Origin of the sequence: Microbacterium meiriae, from assembly GCF_032364335.1 — a bacterium.
GTDB lineage: Bacteria > Actinomycetota > Actinomycetes > Actinomycetales > Microbacteriaceae > Microbacterium > Microbacterium meiriae.
On sequence record NZ_CP133984.1, the window covers coordinates 2,821,194 to 2,836,748 of the forward strand.

A 15,555-nucleotide genomic window follows, 5' to 3' on the forward strand; every position below is an offset into this window, starting at 1 on the left:
AGTTTCTGGTCCAGTGCACGATAGGGTGGCCGCATGACGACGCCCCCGCCCCTGGGTCGCCGCGAGCGCAAGAAGGCCGCGACCCGCAAGAACATCTCCGACGTGGCCACCCGGATGTTCCTGGAGCGCGGGTTCGACAACGTCAGCATCCGCGAAGTCGCGGACGCCGCCGATGTCTCCCCCACCACCGTGTTCGCCCACTTCCCGCAGAAGGAGGCGCTGGTCTTCGACGAGGACGACGAGCAGCGCGACCGCCTCGTCTCGGCCGTGCGCGGCCGGTCGACCGGTGTGACGATCAACAAGGCCATCCACGACTTCTATGCGGCCGAGATCGCCGCCAACCTCGATGAGCACGGCGACGACGTGGCCCGCATCTTCCTGCGCTTCCTGAACGAGACGCCGGCGCTCCGGGACTACGCGTCGAAGATGTGGCTGCGCCACGAGGACGCGCTCGCCGAGGCCATCGCCGACGAACTCGACATCCCGGCCCCCACCCCCGAGGTCCGCGTGTACGCGCGGTTCGTCCTGCAGATGCAGATCCTCGTCACCGAGAGCGACGATCAGCAGAGCGTGCTCGACGCCGGCTCGGCCCTTCTCGAACACGGCTGGGCCCCTATCGAGGAGCAGCTCGCCGGCTCGCGGAGCGCACGAACGGGTCCGGACCTCAGTCCTCGCGGGGGCGCCGCCGCAGGCTCTTGACGTCGGTGCGGCGATGCTTCGCCGTCAGCCGACGCTCCTTCGACCCTCGACTCGGCTTCGTCGCCCGCCGCGTCGGCGCCGGCGGACGCACGGCCTCCGCGACGAGCGCAGCGAGCCGTTCTCTGGCCGCTTCCCGATTGCGCAGCTGCGCGCGGTGCTCGGACGCGGCGATCGTCAGCACACCGTCGACCAGGCGCCCGCGGAGCCGCTCCCGGAGCCGGTCGCGCTGCGTCGGCGACAGGGCCGCGGAGTTCGCCGCATCCCAGACCAGCTCCACCCGGGAGTCCGTGGTGTTCACGCCCTGACCGCCCGGCCCCGACGATCGCGAAAAACGCCACGACAGTTCGGCCTCCGGGATCGTCAGACCCGCGGAGACGCGGAGTCCGGGGCGAGGGGCGGAAGGCATGCCTCCATCATCGAGGATGAATGGCCGCGAGCGCCGAGTGGACGCGACGGCGGGAGTCGAACCCGCAACGCCTCCGGATATGAGCCGGGGCCCGGGACCGCCCGGATCGCCGCGATGGGGATGACGTTACCCGGCCGTGATCCTTCCCACCAGGACCGTTGCCTGGGATAACACCATGAGTCGCCGGATGACGAGGACGGCTAGCGTCGCCGCCGCTCGTCGTCAACCGGTTCGACCACTCCCGACCCTCCCCGTACCGTCGCTCGCACCGATGACGTCCGAGCAGGAGGCCGACATGTCCGAATCTCAGCACAACGACAAGACCCCGACGCCGATGGCGGAGGCCGGGGATCCGCAGGCGCGGCTGGAGGCCGAGGCCCGCCGCGCGATCGTGACCGGGGCCGACTCCGGCATCGGCCGCGCGACCGCCGTGGCCCTCGCCGCGGCGGGCATCGACGTCGGCATCACCTGGCACAGCGACGAGGCCGGGGCCCAGGAGACCGCGGACGAGGTGCGCAGTCACGGCGCCCGGGCGGTGGTGACCCAGCTCGACGTCTCCGACATCCCCGCCTGCGGCGACGTGATCGACGGGCTGATCGCGGAGCTCGGCGGCGTCGACGTGTTCGTCAACAACGCCGGCGCCGGGCTCCAGACCCCGTTCCTCGACGTGACGCTCGACGAGTGGAACCGGGTGCTCGACACCGACCTCACCGGAGCCTTCGTCTGCCTGCAGCGGGCCGCCCGGTCGATGGTCGCCGCAGGTCGGGGCGGACGACTCATCTCCGTCACCAGCGTGCACGAGCACCAGCCGATGGTGGGGGCGAGCGCGTATGACACGGCCAAGCACGGCCTCGGCGGGCTCATGAAGAACCTCGCGCTCGAGCTCGGCCGGTACGGGATCAGCGCCGTCAGCGTCGCCCCGGGTGAGATCGCGACCCCGATGACCGGGCAGACGGACACCGACCCGCACGCCGAGGACCGCCCCGGCATCCCGCTCGGACGCCCTGGCGATGCCCGCGAGGTCGCTGCGCTGATCGCCTTCCTCGCCTCGCCGGAGGCCGCCTACATCTCGGGGGCCTCGGTCGTGATCGACGGCGGCATGCTGCAGATGGGACCGCAGGCGGGCGCGGCGATCGAGAGCCACGACTGGCGCACGGTCTGAGCGCAGGTCAGCGGCGGATCGAGTCCCGGAACGGGTTCGGTTCGAGCGTGTAGTCCGTGGTCGGGTCCGCCCAGGTGTCCTGGGCGGACCGGCGGCGGCCCGAACGCAGGGCGGAGAGCGCATGCGTCGCAGGCACGCCTGCGGCGAGCGCGAGGCGGCCGGTGAGGGAGCGGTCCGCGCGGCCGAGCACGCTCGCGCGATGCCAGGCCTCGTGCAGCGCCCCGCCCCGGGCCGCGGGCACCCGTCGATGCGGCAGGGCCCCGGCCCGACGCAGCGCCACGAGCTCCTGCACCCGATCCCACCAGTCCGCCTCCACCTCCGGGTGGAAGTAGTTGTCGCGGAGCCAGGACGGGTGCGGGTGGCGGAACCGGCCGGCGACGACCTCGCCCGCGCCGCCCAGCAGACCGCTGCCGATGAAGACCGTGTTGAGGAGACTCTTGTGCACCCCGAAGCGGTCGAGCGCGATCACGGGGACCCCGTGGGCCAGCGCCTCGACCGCCGCCGTCGAGCTCACCGTGACCAGACCGGCGGCGGACTCGAGCGCGGTCGCCATCGGCGCGTGCGAGAACACGAGGTTCGCCGGGCGGCCCGCCGTGAAGAGACGGGTGTACGGATCACGGTCGAGGTGGGTCTCGGCCTCCCCCGGCCGGGACCGCACCTTGACGACCACCCGGCGCGACGGATCGGCCTCCGCGGCGCGCACGAGAATGGCGGCGATCGCTGCGCGCTCCTCCGGCCGTCGGGGCACGAGGGCCTGCGCGGCGAAGACGACGTCCGTCGCCCCGGGCCGACGGACCGCCGCGGGTGTTCCGTCGACAGGACGTTCCGCCAGAGCGATGCCGCCCGCACCCCCGGAGAGCACTCCGGCCGCCGCGGACTCCCGGAGACGGCTGCCACTCCACCGCTCGCGACCCCGCGCGAAGGGCAGGGTCGCCAGAGCGAGCGGCGTCCGCACCCCGATGCGCTCGCCGAGCTCGGCGAAGGCACGGCGCTCGCGGTGCGAGTGCACGATCAGCAGGTCGGTGTGTCGCCGGTAGTCGAGCGCCCCGCGCTGGGCGGGGATCGCCATGCCGGGGAGCCCCGAGACGGTCACCGGACGATGGGGCAATGCATCGACGACTCGGCCCAGGAGGCGGACGAACGGTCCCCGGCCGGCGAGCAGCACCACGTCCGGGCGCTGGACTTCGAGCCATCCGGCCACGCGCTCGAAGTCGAGCCGGGTGACGTCGGCGGCGCCGAAGCCGGTGCCCGCCAGCGCCGCATCCTGCTGCGCGGCGCTCACCGTCAGCGGCGAGCGCACCAGCAGGAGCTGCGATCGCAGGTCGGGCACGGCCCCCAGCAACGATGCCGCCCACTTCACGAACGAGTCGGCGTCCGCGATGGCGACGACGCGCATCCCGGCGCCGGCGGTCATGCGGGCACGCGGCGGAGCTTCGCCATCGGCGCCCGCTCGCTGTCGAAGACGCGCTTGACGCCGTCGCCCACCGCGCTCTCGATGACACGGATGTCGCGGACCAGGTGTTCCAGGCCCCCGGGCTCCAGGGATGCGGCGTGATCAGAACCCCACATCGTCCGGTCCAGGGTGATGTGGCGCTCCACGGCGACGGCTCCCATCGCGACCGCGGCGAGGGAGATCTGCAGGCCGCGCTCGTGTCCCGAATAGCCGACCGGGATCCCCGGATAGCGGTCCCGCAGGGTCGCGATCACCCGCAGGTTCGCCTCCTCGGGCTCGAGCGGATAGGTCGAGGTCGCGTGCATGAGGACGACACGGTCGGTGCCGAGCGTGTCCAGCGCGCGGTCGATCTGCTCCATGGTGGACATGCCCGTCGAGAGGATGACCGGCTTCCCGGTCTCGCGCAGCGCGACGAGCAGCTCGGTGTCGGTCAGACTCGCCGACGCGACCTTGTGCGCCACGACGTTGAGGTCTTCGAGGAAGGCGACGCTCGGCACGTCCCACGGCGAGGCGAACCAGTCCAGGCCCTGCATCGTCGCGTGGTCGCCGATCTCGACGTACTCGTCGCGGCCGAACTCCACTCGGCGCCGGTAGTCGAGGTAGCTCATGGTGCCCCACGGCGTCTCCCGCGGCACGTCGCGCATGTGCTCCGGGGTGGAGATCTCGGGCGTGCGCTTCTGGAACTTCACCGCGTCCGCGCCGGCTCGGGCCGCGACGTCGATGAGGCGCTTGGCGATGTCGACGTCGCCGTTGTGGTTGAGGCCGATCTCCGCGATGACGTAGGCGGGACGGCCGCCGCCGATCACGTGCGATCCGATGCTGACAGTCATGATTCCTCCGGTCGTCGAACGGTCAACCACCCCGTCCTTCCTGAGTACGGGCCGCGGGTGAACACCGATCGACCGGACGGTTACCGGGGGCGGTCAGCTCGACAACACCCGTTCGACGAGCTCCCGCACGGCCCCGTCCCCGCCTCGCCTCCCCAGCACGACGCGCGCCTCCGCACGGACGAGCGGGTGGGCGTTCGCGACGGCGACCGGCCAGCCCACGACCCGCATGGCGGGAAGGTCGTTGACGTCGTTGCCGAGGTAGGCGATGTCGGCGAGCGCCACATCCTGCGCCTGCGCCCACTGCCGCAGCGCGGCCTCCTTGTCGGCGATCCCGTGCAGGACGGGGACGCGGAGCTTGTCGGCTCGGGCTCGCACCACGGAGTTCACCTCGGTAGAGAGGATCAGCATCGGCACCCCCGCCCGCCGCAGGAGCGAGACGCCCATCCCGTCCTCCCGGCTGACCCGCACCCGCTCTCCGCCATCCGCGTCGATGATCGCCGTGTCGTCGGTATGCACGCCGTCGAAGTCGGTGACCACGGCGCGGACGGGGATCCCCACCGGGCTCTCATGCAGAACGGCAAGGGCCCGTGCGGCCTGAAGCTGCGCGGCATCGTCGATCTCGATCGCGGTCTCCTCGGACACGGGGGCGATCCCGATCCGCCCGAAGAAGCGGTGGCGGTGGGTGCGGAATCCGTCGACCCGGAACACGTAGAAGGCTCCGGTCTCCAGATAGTGCGGCTCTCGGTCCTGGCGGCGAGGGCGGTGGCCGGCCTCGTGGTTGATCGCCTCGGCCGTGCCGTCGGCTCCCCGGCGCCAGAGGAAACCGTAGGTCTCGACGGCGGAGAAGACGCTGTCGGACTCTCCCTGCTGCACCTCGGCGACGGCATCGGCCAGCGCGGCGCTCGGGAGGAAGGGCGAGGTGGCCTGCAGGAACGCGACGACCTCGAACCGCTCACCCTCGCGCTCCAGCTCATCGAGCGCATGGAGGATCGCCGCCTCCGAGGTCGCGGTGTCTCCGGAGAGCTCGGCCGGCCGCCGGATCACCCGCGCGCCCGCCTCCTCGGCCGCCACAGCGATCTCGTCGTCGTCGGTCGAGACGATCACGAGGTCGAAGCACGCCGCCGCCCGCGCGGCGTGCACGGCTCTGGCGACGAGGGGGACACCTCCCACACGCTCGAGGTTCTTCCGCGGGATCTGCTTCGATCCGCCCCGCGCGGGGATGATCGCCACCGTCGTCTGCAGGCGCTCGTCCATGTCATGTCTCCTCATCGTCCGCGGATCTCCCGCCAGGCACGGCCCACGCGGCGTCGGGCGCCGACAGCGGTCAGCCGCCATTCCTCTATCCGTCCCACGCCGCCGCGCGGAGCCAGCAGGCGGTGCACGCCCCGCGGCGCCGACCCCCCGGGGAGGGCGAGCGCGGTCAGCCGCTCCGGTGCGAAGTACCGCCGACGCTCCTCGTGGTCGAAGCCGTCCAGCAGCTCCTCCGCCCTGGCTCGAAGGTGCCCCGCGATCTCCGGCTGCATCGTGTAGCCCACCGCGTCCACGAGGAGCTGCAACCGATCCGGATCGGCGTAGGGGGAGAGTGTCCGTGTGAGCGCATCGACGATCGTCAGGGGGATGCGGTTGCTGTTCTCCACCGGGGTCAGGGTGCGGAGCAGCTCCGTCGCGCCCGCGGCGCCGATCCTCCGCCCGAACAGGGTGCGGACCGTGGGCAGAGCCGTCGAGAAGGTCGCCACGACGGCGCGCGCGTCGAGGCGCTCCGCCAGGAGTTCGGCAGGCAGACGACCGCGGTCCTCCACGAACGCCAGACCGCGACTCTCCACATGAGCGCGCACGGCGTGGGCGAGCTGCGGCGGTGCTGCGGGATGGGGCTTGAAGACGATCCGCTCCGGGAGCTCTTCCGCCGCCCGGTCGACCAGACGCTGCTGGAGCGCGACCTCCTCCGTCGCGGTCATCAGACCGAGGGCAGCGAGGTACTGTCCCAGCACGAGCACGGTCGCCGGTCCTGCGGCGGTCGACCCTTGCGACGACTCTCCCGTCTCCTGCAGCGCTGTCGCGAAGGGCTCCGGAGGCACCGGGACCACCACCGCGTGCGGAGAGGCCACCAACGGACGGACGCCGGGCACCACGTCGGCGTACACGACCCGTTCGATCCGCGCCGTGACCGCGTGCGGCAGCCGTACCCGCATCGGCGCGTAGGTCATGAGGCCGTCGCCGACGATGGTCACCCGCGCCTCGGGGAACACGGAGAGGAGAGTACGGGCCGGTGCGACCTGGGGGCTCTGCACGAACAGCTCGATCTCCCGCGGGTCGAGCCGCCACGCTCGCGCGAGAAGCCGCCCCAGCACCGGGAGGTCGGCGTCCGCGGGTTCCCAGGCGCTCGGATGCAGGGGTCCCAGCACGTCGGCCAACGGCTCGACACGATGGAACCGGCCGCGGAGGGAGTGCAGCCCCGGATCCGTGTCGATGCCGACGACCGTCTCCGGGACCCGCGACGAGGTGAACGGCACGAGCACCCGCTCCGGGGCGTGAGCGCCCGCGCCGGAGCCCGCGTCGAGCAGGCCCGCATCGATCGCGGCGGCCGCGGTCGCGAGCCCGTAGGCGCTGTGCAGGGCGAAGAGGCGGGTCATGTCGCGTGGCCTCCGCCGCGCAGGCTGCGCGCGAGCACCCGACGTCGCGGACCATCGAGCCGGGCGAGCACCGTGGCGACCTCCGCCGCCGGGAGGTCGTGCAGCAGCGCGCGGATCCGCCTCCGCATCTCGCGACGCACGGGTGGCGCCATGCGCCGCGAGCGCACCAGGTGATGCGCGCTGAGGGCGAGCGCGGTCCAGACGGCCTTCGGGAGGAAGCGGTCGGCATCGCGGTCCGTCCGGACGAGCTCGATCACCTCCGCCAGCGCGGGGGCGAAGTCGAGCTGGCGGCGATCGTGCACCTGCGTGAGCGACGTCTCGACGCCTCGGCGGTAGAGCAGCGCCGGGGCGTCCACCACGGCGAAAGAGGCCGCGTCCAGATGCAGGCGCCAGATCCACGGGCGGTCCTCGGCCGTGAAGAGGCCGGAGGGGAACGCGGCGAGCCCACGGTCGAGCACACGGCGGTGCAGGAGTCCCGCCCAGGCGAAGGGGTAGTCCACCATGCTCGGCTCATCGACCGGAAGGATCGCCTCCCGGGGTGGTAGGACCCGCTCCCTCCACGGATACGGAGCCCGGACGAGCGCACGCCGCATCCCGGTGACGGTGACATGATCCGTCCGGAGGAAGTCGCACCGGAGCTCTCGCAGGCGCGCGGCGAGGACCGCGAGGCGCTGCGGCTGCATCCAGTCGTCCCCGTCGACGAAGCAGAACGCCTCGCCCTCGACGTGGGCGAGCCCCTGGTTGCGTGCCGACGCCAGCCCGCGCGGCTCGGCGTTCCGCAGCACCTGGGCGTGCGGGAACCGCTCCGCATAGTGCGCCATGAGCGCGCCGGTCTCGTCGCGGGAGCCGTCGTCGATGGCCACGAGCTTCAGAGCGGCGGGATCGTCGAACTGCCGGGTGAGCGTCTCGAGGGTGGTTCCGATGTACGGGCCGGCGTCCTTCGCAGGCAGGATGACGGTGACGAGGGGCGTGCGCACGGAGCTCCCGGAGTGGGCGATGGGCTCGTCATCGTGGCAGGCGACGGTGGCCGGAGAGCGACCGTGCGGTGAACGTCCGGTGACGCGCGAGGTGAACGCTGAGGTGTGGCCCGCACCCGAACGAGCCACACCCCCAGTGCGTTGCACTGCCGGATGCGAACACCCGGTGAACCGTCACCGTGAGGCGACGGCCACCCCGCGGCGGTACTGGCCCCCACCAGCGAACCGCGAGGCGTCGTCGAGAGCGACTCCATGAAGATCAGCACTCAACACGTAACACGATACAACCGTCTGTTCGATCGCGCGAATCGGCCTAGGTCAATCCGTGAAAATTCGCGCCGAGCCTCCGGATCGGCGACGATGGACGGATGCGGTGGCCCTGGAGCACGATATGGCGCCCGATGTGGCGGCGCCAGCGCGTCGGAGGCATCGAGTTGCGCTGGCTCACGGCACGGTCGTGGACCCAGCGCTGGTACCCCCAGGGCATCGACGTCGGCGAGCGCCGCGGACGACGCGCTCTCGCGGTGAGCTGGTTCCGCCAGGACCCGTCGGGGCGCCACCTCGCCTCGCGCGTGACCCTCGTGGATCGCGAACGCGCCCGCCGCCTCGACATCGTGCTGGCCGTCGCCGACGACGACGGCGTCCTGCAACCCGCACCGATCCATGCGGGAGGACTCGCCTGGTTCGGCGACCGCCTGTTCGCGGCCGCCACCGGGCAGGGCATCTGGGAGTTCGACCTCGGTGCGCTCCGGCGGGTGCACAGCACCGATGCCCAGCGGGTGCGCGGCGGTCGACGGCGCCGCGACCGGCGGACGGCCGTGGTCGCGGTCAGGACCCGCCGCCACCCCGTCGCCCTCCGATGCTCCTTCCTCGGTCGGGTGTTCGACGCGGACGGGACCCCACTCCCCCGCGTGCTCATCGGCGAATACCGCGGCCAGGAGACGGGAGCGGTCGGCGAGTTCACCATCCCCCTCGGACCCGACGACGGCTTCGTCGAACTCGAGCGCTTCACTCCGGGCGTCCGGCACATGCAGGGAGCCGTGCGGTGGGGTGACCGCTACCTCGTCTCGCAGTCCGATCACCTCCGGCCCGGGGTGCTGTGGTCCGGCGGCCACGATGCGCTCACCCGGCACCCGATGGCTCTGCCCGTCGGCTGCGAGGATCTTGCCCTCGACCCCGACGACGAGCTGCTGTGGACGCTGGGTGAGCATCCGTGGCGGCGCGTGGTGCGGGGCATCCCCTTCGTCAGCCTCGGGCTCCGGGTTCCCGGCGGGGCCACGGGACCGCGAACGTAGACTGAGGGGGTGAAGAAGCCCGCCCCCCTCCTCGTCTACACCGTGCTGCGCCTGCTGGCGTTCCTCGTCCCGCTGGCCATCCTGTGGTTCTTCTTCCCGATCTTCCGCGAGTTCTGGTGGCTCGCCGCGATCTTCGCCGCCCTCATCGGCGCGAGCATCTCGATGCTCTTCCTGCGCACCCCGCTCTCGGACGCCTCCGCCCGCCTGCACGAGCGCCGGCAGGGCAAGGTCTCCGGACAGCAGGCCGACGCCGACGCCGAAGACGAGCTCGTCGACCGCTCCCCCGACGAGCGCCCCTGACGCTTTCCGCCTCGCGCACCCGCGCACAACTTCGGAGATCCGCCGCGGCACGCCGCCCGCGCGGTCATCAACGCGGCGTGTCGTCCACCGTCTCCGAAGTCGTGACCAGCCCTGTCCGCGCCTCCATTGTTGGACTCGGTCTCAAAACTCTCGGCTAAGCCATAGGTTCGACCGACATCTCGGCCCCCTGTGCGGGGGTCACCGGGGACGGGAGACGGGGAGCGGAGTCAGCCGGCGAAGGCCCAGAACAGGGCGCCGGCGTAGAGCAGCGAGGTGAGCGACGTCAGCGCGAGGGCGATGACCAGTTCCCGCGGTTGACGGTAGGTCCAGACGATGACGATCGCGGGAAGCCCGGCCAGCAGCGCGAGCAGCGCGATCCAGGCGATCGGGAACAGCAGCGCGAGGAACACGGCGATGCCGAACGGCACGAGCACGAAGAGCGTGAAGAGGACCTGCGTGGCGCGGCGGCCGATGAGGACCGTCAGGGTGCGCTTGCCGACCTCGCGGTCCTGATCGATGTCGCGGAGGTTGTTGGCCAGCAGCACCGCGCAGGCGAACAGTCCGGCGGCGATCGCTCCCAGCCAGGCCTGCTGCGGGAGCATGAAGACCTGCACCCACGTGGTACCGAGGGTGGCCACGAGCCCGAAGAACACGAAGACGAAGACCTCGCCGAGGCCGTAGTACCCGTAGGGCCTCTTCCCGCCGGTGTAGAACCACGCGGCGACGATGCAGGCCGCGCCGACCGCGAGCATCCACCACTGTTCGGTGCGGACGACGATCGCCACACCGACCACGGCGGCGAGCGCGAAGAAGACGAGGCCGATGACGAGCACCGTGCGCGGCTTCACGCGGCCGGAGGCCGTGAGCCGCGCCGGGCCGACCCGATGGGCGTCGGTGCCGCGGATGCCGTCGCTGTAGTCATTGGTGAAGTTCACGCCGATCTGCAGCAGGACCGCCACAGCGAGGCACGCGAGCGCGATCACCCAGTGGAACTCCGGACCCGTGCTGCGTGCGGCTCCCGTACCGATGACGACGGGGGCGATCGCGAGGGGCAGCGTGCGCAGACGCGCCGCACCGATCCAGTCGCCGATCGTCACGGGACCCGCTTCGACGACCGGCCGCTTGGCCGGGTTTCCGCTGGCGCGCGGCGGGGTGCGCCGACCGGACTTCTTCTTGCGCTGGGAGGATGCTGCCACCCACGGAATCCTAGTCGTCGCGGCGAGGCGGCGAGCTCAGCGGTGCGGGTTGCTGTCCTTGCCGTCGAGCCAGAGCTCGTCGGTCTTGTCGGCGTGCGCCCCGGTCGTGCCGACGTGTTTGTCGCTGATCTTCGGCCCCTTGAGGATGACGTGGACCATGGCCTGCGCGTGGCCGTGACCGAGCCCGTACTCCTGCTTGAGCCAGTTGAGGACGACGGTGGACTTCGTGCTCTCGTCGAACCCCTGCTCGTGGGCGAGGGCGATGAACTGCCGCGGCGTGAGGCCGGTCTGGGTCTCGACCTTGTCGAGGTATGCCTGGAAGGACATGGTTCTCTCCACTCTCCGTCCCCGTCGAGGAACGTCTGGATGATGATCCCACGTCGCCCGGTCTACTCGGCGGACGCGACCGGGATGATGGGCCGGTGCTCGTAGTAGGTCTGCAGGACCACGGTCGTGCGCGTGCTCACGTTCGCCGCGAGCCGGACGTCGCGGACGAGCTGTTCCAGGTCGCGCGGCGTCGGTACGCGGACGAACAGCATGTAGCTCGCGTCCCCGGCGATGGAGTGACACGCCTCGATCGCGTCGAGGTGCTCCAGGAGCTCGGGGGCGTTGTCGGGCTGGGCCGGATCGAGCGGCGTGATCTCGATGAAGGCGGACAGCGGAGTCCCCGCCTGCTCCGGGTCCAGGATCGCCCGGTAGCCGGTGATGACGCCGCGGGTCTCGAGTCGCCGCAACCGGGACTGCACCGCCGACACGGACAGCCCGACGGCCTCGGAGAGCTGGGACAGCGTCGCCCTCCCGTCACGGGAGATGGTCGCCAGGATCGCACGGTCGACAGAATCATCCATAGCTGTAAGATTATCGTCAGGATTCCGTTATCACCGGAATCTTTCCGTTTTTCACTGCGATCGGAGGTTCCGATGTCCCTCGTTTCCGCCAACAGTTCCGCTGTTCAGGCCGTCGTCGGCGAACCCGAGGTCGTCGAGGATGCGTCGATCGCGGAGAACTCCGCCGCCTGGGCGCAGCTCAAGCAGGCCGCGACCGCCCTCCGTGAGCTGCAGATCAAGGACGGCTCGATCCCTGGCGCTTCGACGAGCTCGGCGACCCTGGACCAGGCGACCGCGCTCGTCGGGGAGATCACCGCCGCGATCCGGGCCCTCGCCCCCGCCTTCCCCCACGACGCGGAGTACCTCTCCGCCTCCATCGCCGACTTCGAGCGCTGGGCGGCCGAGGGCTTCGGCGTGCCAGACTTCCTCGACTCGCTCGTGGCCTTCCAGCCGCAGCAGCATCGCGTCGACGGCATCCGCCACCTCGTGGTCTTCCCGATGTACACCCAGAACGGCTCGAGCGACCGCCTGGTCGAGGCGCTCATCGTCGAGACCATCTGGCCGGAGTTCATCGCCGCGCTCGAGGCCGGCGACTACGGCAACAAGCTCTTCGTCTCGCTTCGGCTCGTGGACTTCACGCCCGGCTACGACACGAACTCCGCCGTGCTCTTCCCGGAGACCGTCGCCATGCGCGAGATCCCGACGTTCACCTGGGGCGCGATCTTCCAGGACCGCGAGGCCGCCCGCTACCGCCGCGTGGTCCGTGCGGCCTCGGAGATCACCAACCTCGACCTCCCCGAGCGCGCGGCGGCGATGCTGGAGGACCAGGAGGTCGCCGAGAAGACCTTCGTGATGTGGGACATCATCCACGACCGCACCCACATGCGCGGAGACCTGCCCTTCGACCCGTTCATGATCAAGCAGCGGATGCCGTTCTTCCTCTACTCGCTGGAAGAGATGCGCTGCGACATGACGGCGTTCCGTGAGTCGGTGAAGATCGAGCGGGCGCTGGATGCCCGGGTCGCCGCGGGCGAAGAGCTCACGGAGACCGAGCAGGAGATGCACGAGTACGCGCACCTCGTGCAGTACGCCGTGATCTTCGACCGCATCTTCCGCTTCGCCATCACCGGCACGCGCGTGCGCAACTACGACGCGGTGGGCGGCCAGCTCCTGTTCGCGTGGCTGCACCAGCGCGGCGTGCTGCACTGGACCGACACGGCGCTCGCCTTCGACTGGGAGAACGTGCCGGACGCCGTCGTGGCGCTCGGTGACGCGATCGACGACCTGTACTGGCACTCGATCGACCGCCCCAAGGTCGCGCACTGGCTCGCCGCCTACGAGCTGGTCCGCAGCACGCTGACGCCGCACCCCGCGTCGCAGTGGGCCCGCGGACTGTCGGACGAGATCCTCGCCGGGGCGCCGAAGGGCTACACGGACGCGGTCCTGGACGACGAGTTCCCGCTTTCGATGTTCTTCGAGACGCTCGACAAGAAGATGAAGCCGGTCATCGAGTCGACGGTCGGCATCCGCGGCACGGACGACTGATCCGCACCGCTCCGTTGTGACGCTGGGGCGCACCACCTCTGCGGCCGGAGACCCGGATCCCGGGTCCGGCCGCAGAGGCATCTCCGACCGAGAGGACACCGCATGACGACGCCGACGAGCCGGGAAGCGCAGGGCCGCGTGGTCGTGCTGGCGGGGGCCACGAGCGCAGCGGGACTGGCCGCGACGAGGGCCTTGCGCGATGCCGGCGCCCGGGTGGTCGCCACCGGCCGTACGTCCGAGCGACTACGCGCCCTGGCCGAGGCGGGCGCCGAGACGGCGGTCGCCGACGCGACCTCCCTCGCCGACATGACGGCGCTCGCCGGGCGGCTCGAGACGGTCGATGCGGTCGTGCCCCTCGTGGGCGGCTGGCGAGGTGGAGGCGGACTCGCCGGGCAGACCGACGAGGACTTCGCGGCGCTGCTCCCGGCGCTGGAAGCGGTGCGGGCGACGAGCCGGGCCTTCGACGGCCGTCTCCGCGCCTCGGCCGCCGGACGGTTCGCGATCGTGTCGTCCACCGCCGTCGCACGGCCCCTCGCCGGCGGAGCGAACTACGCGGCGGTCAAGGCGGCGAGCGAAGCCTGGACCCGTGCCGTCGCCCAGGGGTACGCCAAGACGGCCCGCGAAGCCGACGAACCGCTGCGCGCCGCTGCCGTCGTGTTCCGCGCCAAGGCGCTCGATCCCGATGCCCTCGCCGCGAGTCTCGTCGGACTCTGGGACACCGGCGCCGCCGACCTCAACGACCGCGTGCTCGACCTGGGCTGAGTCCCGGTCCGCGCCGTCACCGGGACTCGGGCGGTATCCCGGGGACGATCGGCGGGGCGTCGCGATGCGTGTCCGGCCTGTCGTTCACCCCTTCCGCGTCGTCGACGGCGGGATCCTGAGCGTGCGCCTCCTCCGGTGCCGGATCCGGGGCGGTGGCGTACAGCTCGGTGAGGGTGCGGTACGACCGGGTGAAGAAGGCCAGGCTCGCGGCGACCACCATGATCAGCCCCGCGAAGAGGCAGATCAGTGCGATGCCCCGCGCCTCGCCTTCGCCGAGGAGCCACCCCCACTGCCGCTGCCCCTGCGCGCTGTCCATGTACGGGATCACGAGGAACTCGGCGATCGGGGCGATGAGGAAGGCGGTGATCGGAGCCGCCGCCGCCTCCATCGCGGCCGCGGTGCCGAACACCCGTCCCTGGCGCGCGAACGGCACGACCTTCTGGATCACGGTCTGCTCCGCGGCCTCGACGGGCGGCACGAGCGCCATGTACACCCACATGCCGAGGACGTACAGCGGCCACCACTCGCGCAGCATGAAGATCGCGCCGAGGAGCCCCATCGCGATCACGACGAGGAGCATCGTGCGGACGGGCTTCCTGCCGAGGCCGAACTTGGCCACCAGTCCCCCACCGATGAGGAAACCTGTCGAGGCGAAGGCCAGGGCGAACCCCCACATCTGCGCGTCGAACAGCGTGAGTCCGTACGGATCCATGAGCGCCATGTAGACGCCGCCGATGAGGTTGTTGAAGGTCGAGAAGACGATGAGCGCGAACAGTCCGGGCGCCTGGCGGATCGCCTGGACGCTGCCGCGGAAGTCGACGGCGCTCTTCGCCTCCGGATCGACCTCGGGCTCCGCCTCCGGGATCCGGATGAACAGCAGGTGCGCGAACGTGAGGGCCATCGCCGCGATCGCGATTCCCAGCGTCCACCCCATGCCGAGGAAGCCGATCGACAGGCCGGAGAAGACGCTCGTGACGAGGAACGCGATCCCCTGAACGGTGCCGACGAGACCGTTGGCGTTGGCCCGTTTCTCCTCCGGCACCAGCAACGTCACCGTCGTGGACAGCGCGATGTTGCGGAGCTGCTCGATCACCCCGCCGAACAGGATGACGCCGGAGAAGAGCCAGAACCACGGTCCGCCGAGGTCGAGCAGGGAGGCCTCGGGCTGCCAGAGGTAGAGCACGCCTGCGACGAGGAACGCCGCCGCGGAGATGACGCTCGACAGCAGCATGACGCGGTGCTTGCGGTGCCGGTCGACGATGGTGCCGAACATCATCGCGAAGAACGCGACGAACAGCATGTACGCACCACCGATGATGCCCGTGGCCAGCACGGACCGGGTCTCGATGTAGACCCAGAACGTGAGGGCGAACCACAGGAAGCTCGTCGTGACGTTGGCGATCAACGTGTTGACGAGGACGTTCGCGAAAGCGGTCTTCGCCGCGCTGCGCTCCATGGGTTCGAGGGTAGAGC

16 protein-coding genes and 1 tRNA gene are annotated in these 15,555 nt (G+C 71.1%); 6 read left to right on the top strand and 11 right to left on the bottom strand.

Going from position 1 to position 15,555, the window contains the following annotated elements; all coding sequences use genetic code 11:
* The first annotated feature begins 33 nt into the window (after positions 1-33).
* On the top strand, positions 34-699 hold the full coding sequence (locus tag RI211_RS13750) for a TetR/AcrR family transcriptional regulator (RefSeq protein WP_315638414.1): 666 nt from the start codon (positions 34-36) through the stop codon (positions 697-699).
* Here the strand turns inward: RI211_RS13750 and arfB are convergent.
* Together arfB and RI211_RS13760 are read right to left on the bottom strand one after the other, a co-directional pair.
* Positions 665-1,105 carry an alternative ribosome rescue aminoacyl-tRNA hydrolase ArfB gene (arfB, locus tag RI211_RS13755; RefSeq protein ID WP_187662297.1) on the bottom strand — a complete coding sequence of 147 codons (441 nt, stop codon included), beginning with the start codon at positions 1,103-1,105 and terminating at the stop codon, positions 665-667. The genes RI211_RS13750 and arfB overlap by 35 nt on opposite strands.
* A gap of 38 nt (positions 1,106-1,143) precedes the next feature.
* A tRNA-Met gene (locus RI211_RS13760) sits at positions 1,144-1,219 on the bottom strand.
* A gap of 220 nt (positions 1,220-1,439) precedes the next feature.
* Between RI211_RS13760 and RI211_RS13765 the strand changes: the two genes are divergently transcribed.
* A complete protein-coding gene (locus RI211_RS13765) occupies positions 1,440-2,267 on the top strand; it encodes an SDR family oxidoreductase (RefSeq protein WP_187664219.1) in 828 nt (275 codons plus the stop codon).
* A 7-nt stretch (positions 2,268-2,274) separates the two neighbouring features.
* Here RI211_RS13765 and RI211_RS13770 read toward each other — a convergent pair whose 3' ends face one another.
* From RI211_RS13770 to RI211_RS13790, 5 genes are all read right to left on the bottom strand, one after another.
* On the bottom strand, positions 2,275-3,681 hold the full coding sequence (locus RI211_RS13770; protein WP_315638413.1) for a DUF6716 putative glycosyltransferase: 1,407 nt from the start codon (positions 3,679-3,681) through the stop codon (positions 2,275-2,277).
* Complete coding sequence (locus RI211_RS13775) at positions 3,678-4,550, bottom strand: N-acetylneuraminate synthase family protein (protein WP_197971849.1); 873 nt, start codon at positions 4,548-4,550, stop codon at positions 3,678-3,680. The genes RI211_RS13770 and RI211_RS13775 overlap by 4 nt, the downstream gene beginning before the upstream one ends.
* Positions 4,551-4,643: 93 nt before the next feature.
* A complete protein-coding gene (locus tag RI211_RS13780; RefSeq protein ID WP_315638412.1) occupies positions 4,644-5,804 on the bottom strand; it encodes a cytidylyltransferase domain-containing protein in 1,161 nt (386 codons plus the stop codon).
* Positions 5,805-5,815: 11 nt separating this feature from the next.
* A complete protein-coding gene (locus RI211_RS13785; protein ID WP_315638411.1) occupies positions 5,816-7,180 on the bottom strand; it encodes a polysialyltransferase family glycosyltransferase in 1,365 nt (454 codons plus the stop codon).
* Entirely contained in the window at positions 7,177-8,157 is a 981-nt protein-coding gene (locus RI211_RS13790) for a glycosyltransferase family 2 protein (RefSeq protein ID WP_315638410.1), read from the bottom strand. Before RI211_RS13790 ends, RI211_RS13785 begins: the two co-directional genes overlap by 4 nt.
* A 401-nt stretch (positions 8,158-8,558) precedes the next feature.
* Between RI211_RS13790 and RI211_RS13795 the strand changes: the two genes are divergently transcribed.
* Positions 8,559-9,452 (top strand): hypothetical protein, encoded by an 894-nt coding sequence (locus tag RI211_RS13795; RefSeq protein WP_315638409.1) that lies wholly within the window; start codon positions 8,559-8,561, stop codon positions 9,450-9,452.
* Between the two features lie 9 nt (positions 9,453-9,461).
* Positions 9,462-9,752 (top strand): DUF4229 domain-containing protein, encoded by a 291-nt coding sequence (locus tag RI211_RS13800; RefSeq protein WP_259954334.1) that lies wholly within the window; start codon positions 9,462-9,464, stop codon positions 9,750-9,752.
* Positions 9,753-9,979: 227 nt separating this feature from the next.
* Here RI211_RS13800 and RI211_RS13805 read toward each other — a convergent pair whose 3' ends face one another.
* The 3 genes from RI211_RS13805 to RI211_RS13815 form a co-directional block, all read right to left on the bottom strand.
* A complete protein-coding gene (locus RI211_RS13805; protein ID WP_315638408.1) occupies positions 9,980-10,948 on the bottom strand; it encodes a 1,4-dihydroxy-2-naphthoate polyprenyltransferase in 969 nt (322 codons plus the stop codon).
* A 36-nt stretch (positions 10,949-10,984) separates the two neighbouring features.
* Positions 10,985-11,275 carry a DUF4287 domain-containing protein gene (locus RI211_RS13810; RefSeq protein ID WP_060922391.1) on the bottom strand — a complete coding sequence of 97 codons (291 nt, stop codon included), beginning with the start codon at positions 11,273-11,275 and terminating at the stop codon, positions 10,985-10,987.
* A 62-nt stretch (positions 11,276-11,337) separates the two neighbouring features.
* Positions 11,338-11,796 carry an Lrp/AsnC family transcriptional regulator gene (locus RI211_RS13815; protein ID WP_187662305.1) on the bottom strand — a complete coding sequence of 153 codons (459 nt, stop codon included), beginning with the start codon at positions 11,794-11,796 and terminating at the stop codon, positions 11,338-11,340.
* Between the two features lie 72 nt (positions 11,797-11,868).
* Between RI211_RS13815 and RI211_RS13820 the strand changes: the two genes are divergently transcribed.
* Both RI211_RS13820 and RI211_RS13825 read left to right on the top strand, forming a co-directional pair.
* Positions 11,869-13,320 carry a DUF6421 family protein gene (locus RI211_RS13820; RefSeq protein WP_315638407.1) on the top strand — a complete coding sequence of 484 codons (1,452 nt, stop codon included), beginning with the start codon at positions 11,869-11,871 and terminating at the stop codon, positions 13,318-13,320.
* Positions 13,321-13,422: 102 nt separating this feature from the next.
* Entirely contained in the window at positions 13,423-14,082 is a 660-nt protein-coding gene (locus RI211_RS13825) for an SDR family NAD(P)-dependent oxidoreductase (protein WP_315638406.1), read from the top strand.
* A 16-nt stretch (positions 14,083-14,098) separates the two neighbouring features.
* On the opposite strand, the gene RI211_RS13830 is transcribed toward RI211_RS13825, so the two are convergent.
* Positions 14,099-15,538: an MFS transporter gene (locus RI211_RS13830; RefSeq protein WP_315638405.1), complete on the bottom strand. Its 1,440-nt coding sequence runs from the start codon at positions 15,536-15,538 to the stop codon at positions 14,099-14,101.
* Positions 15,539-15,555: the final 17 nt, after the last annotated feature.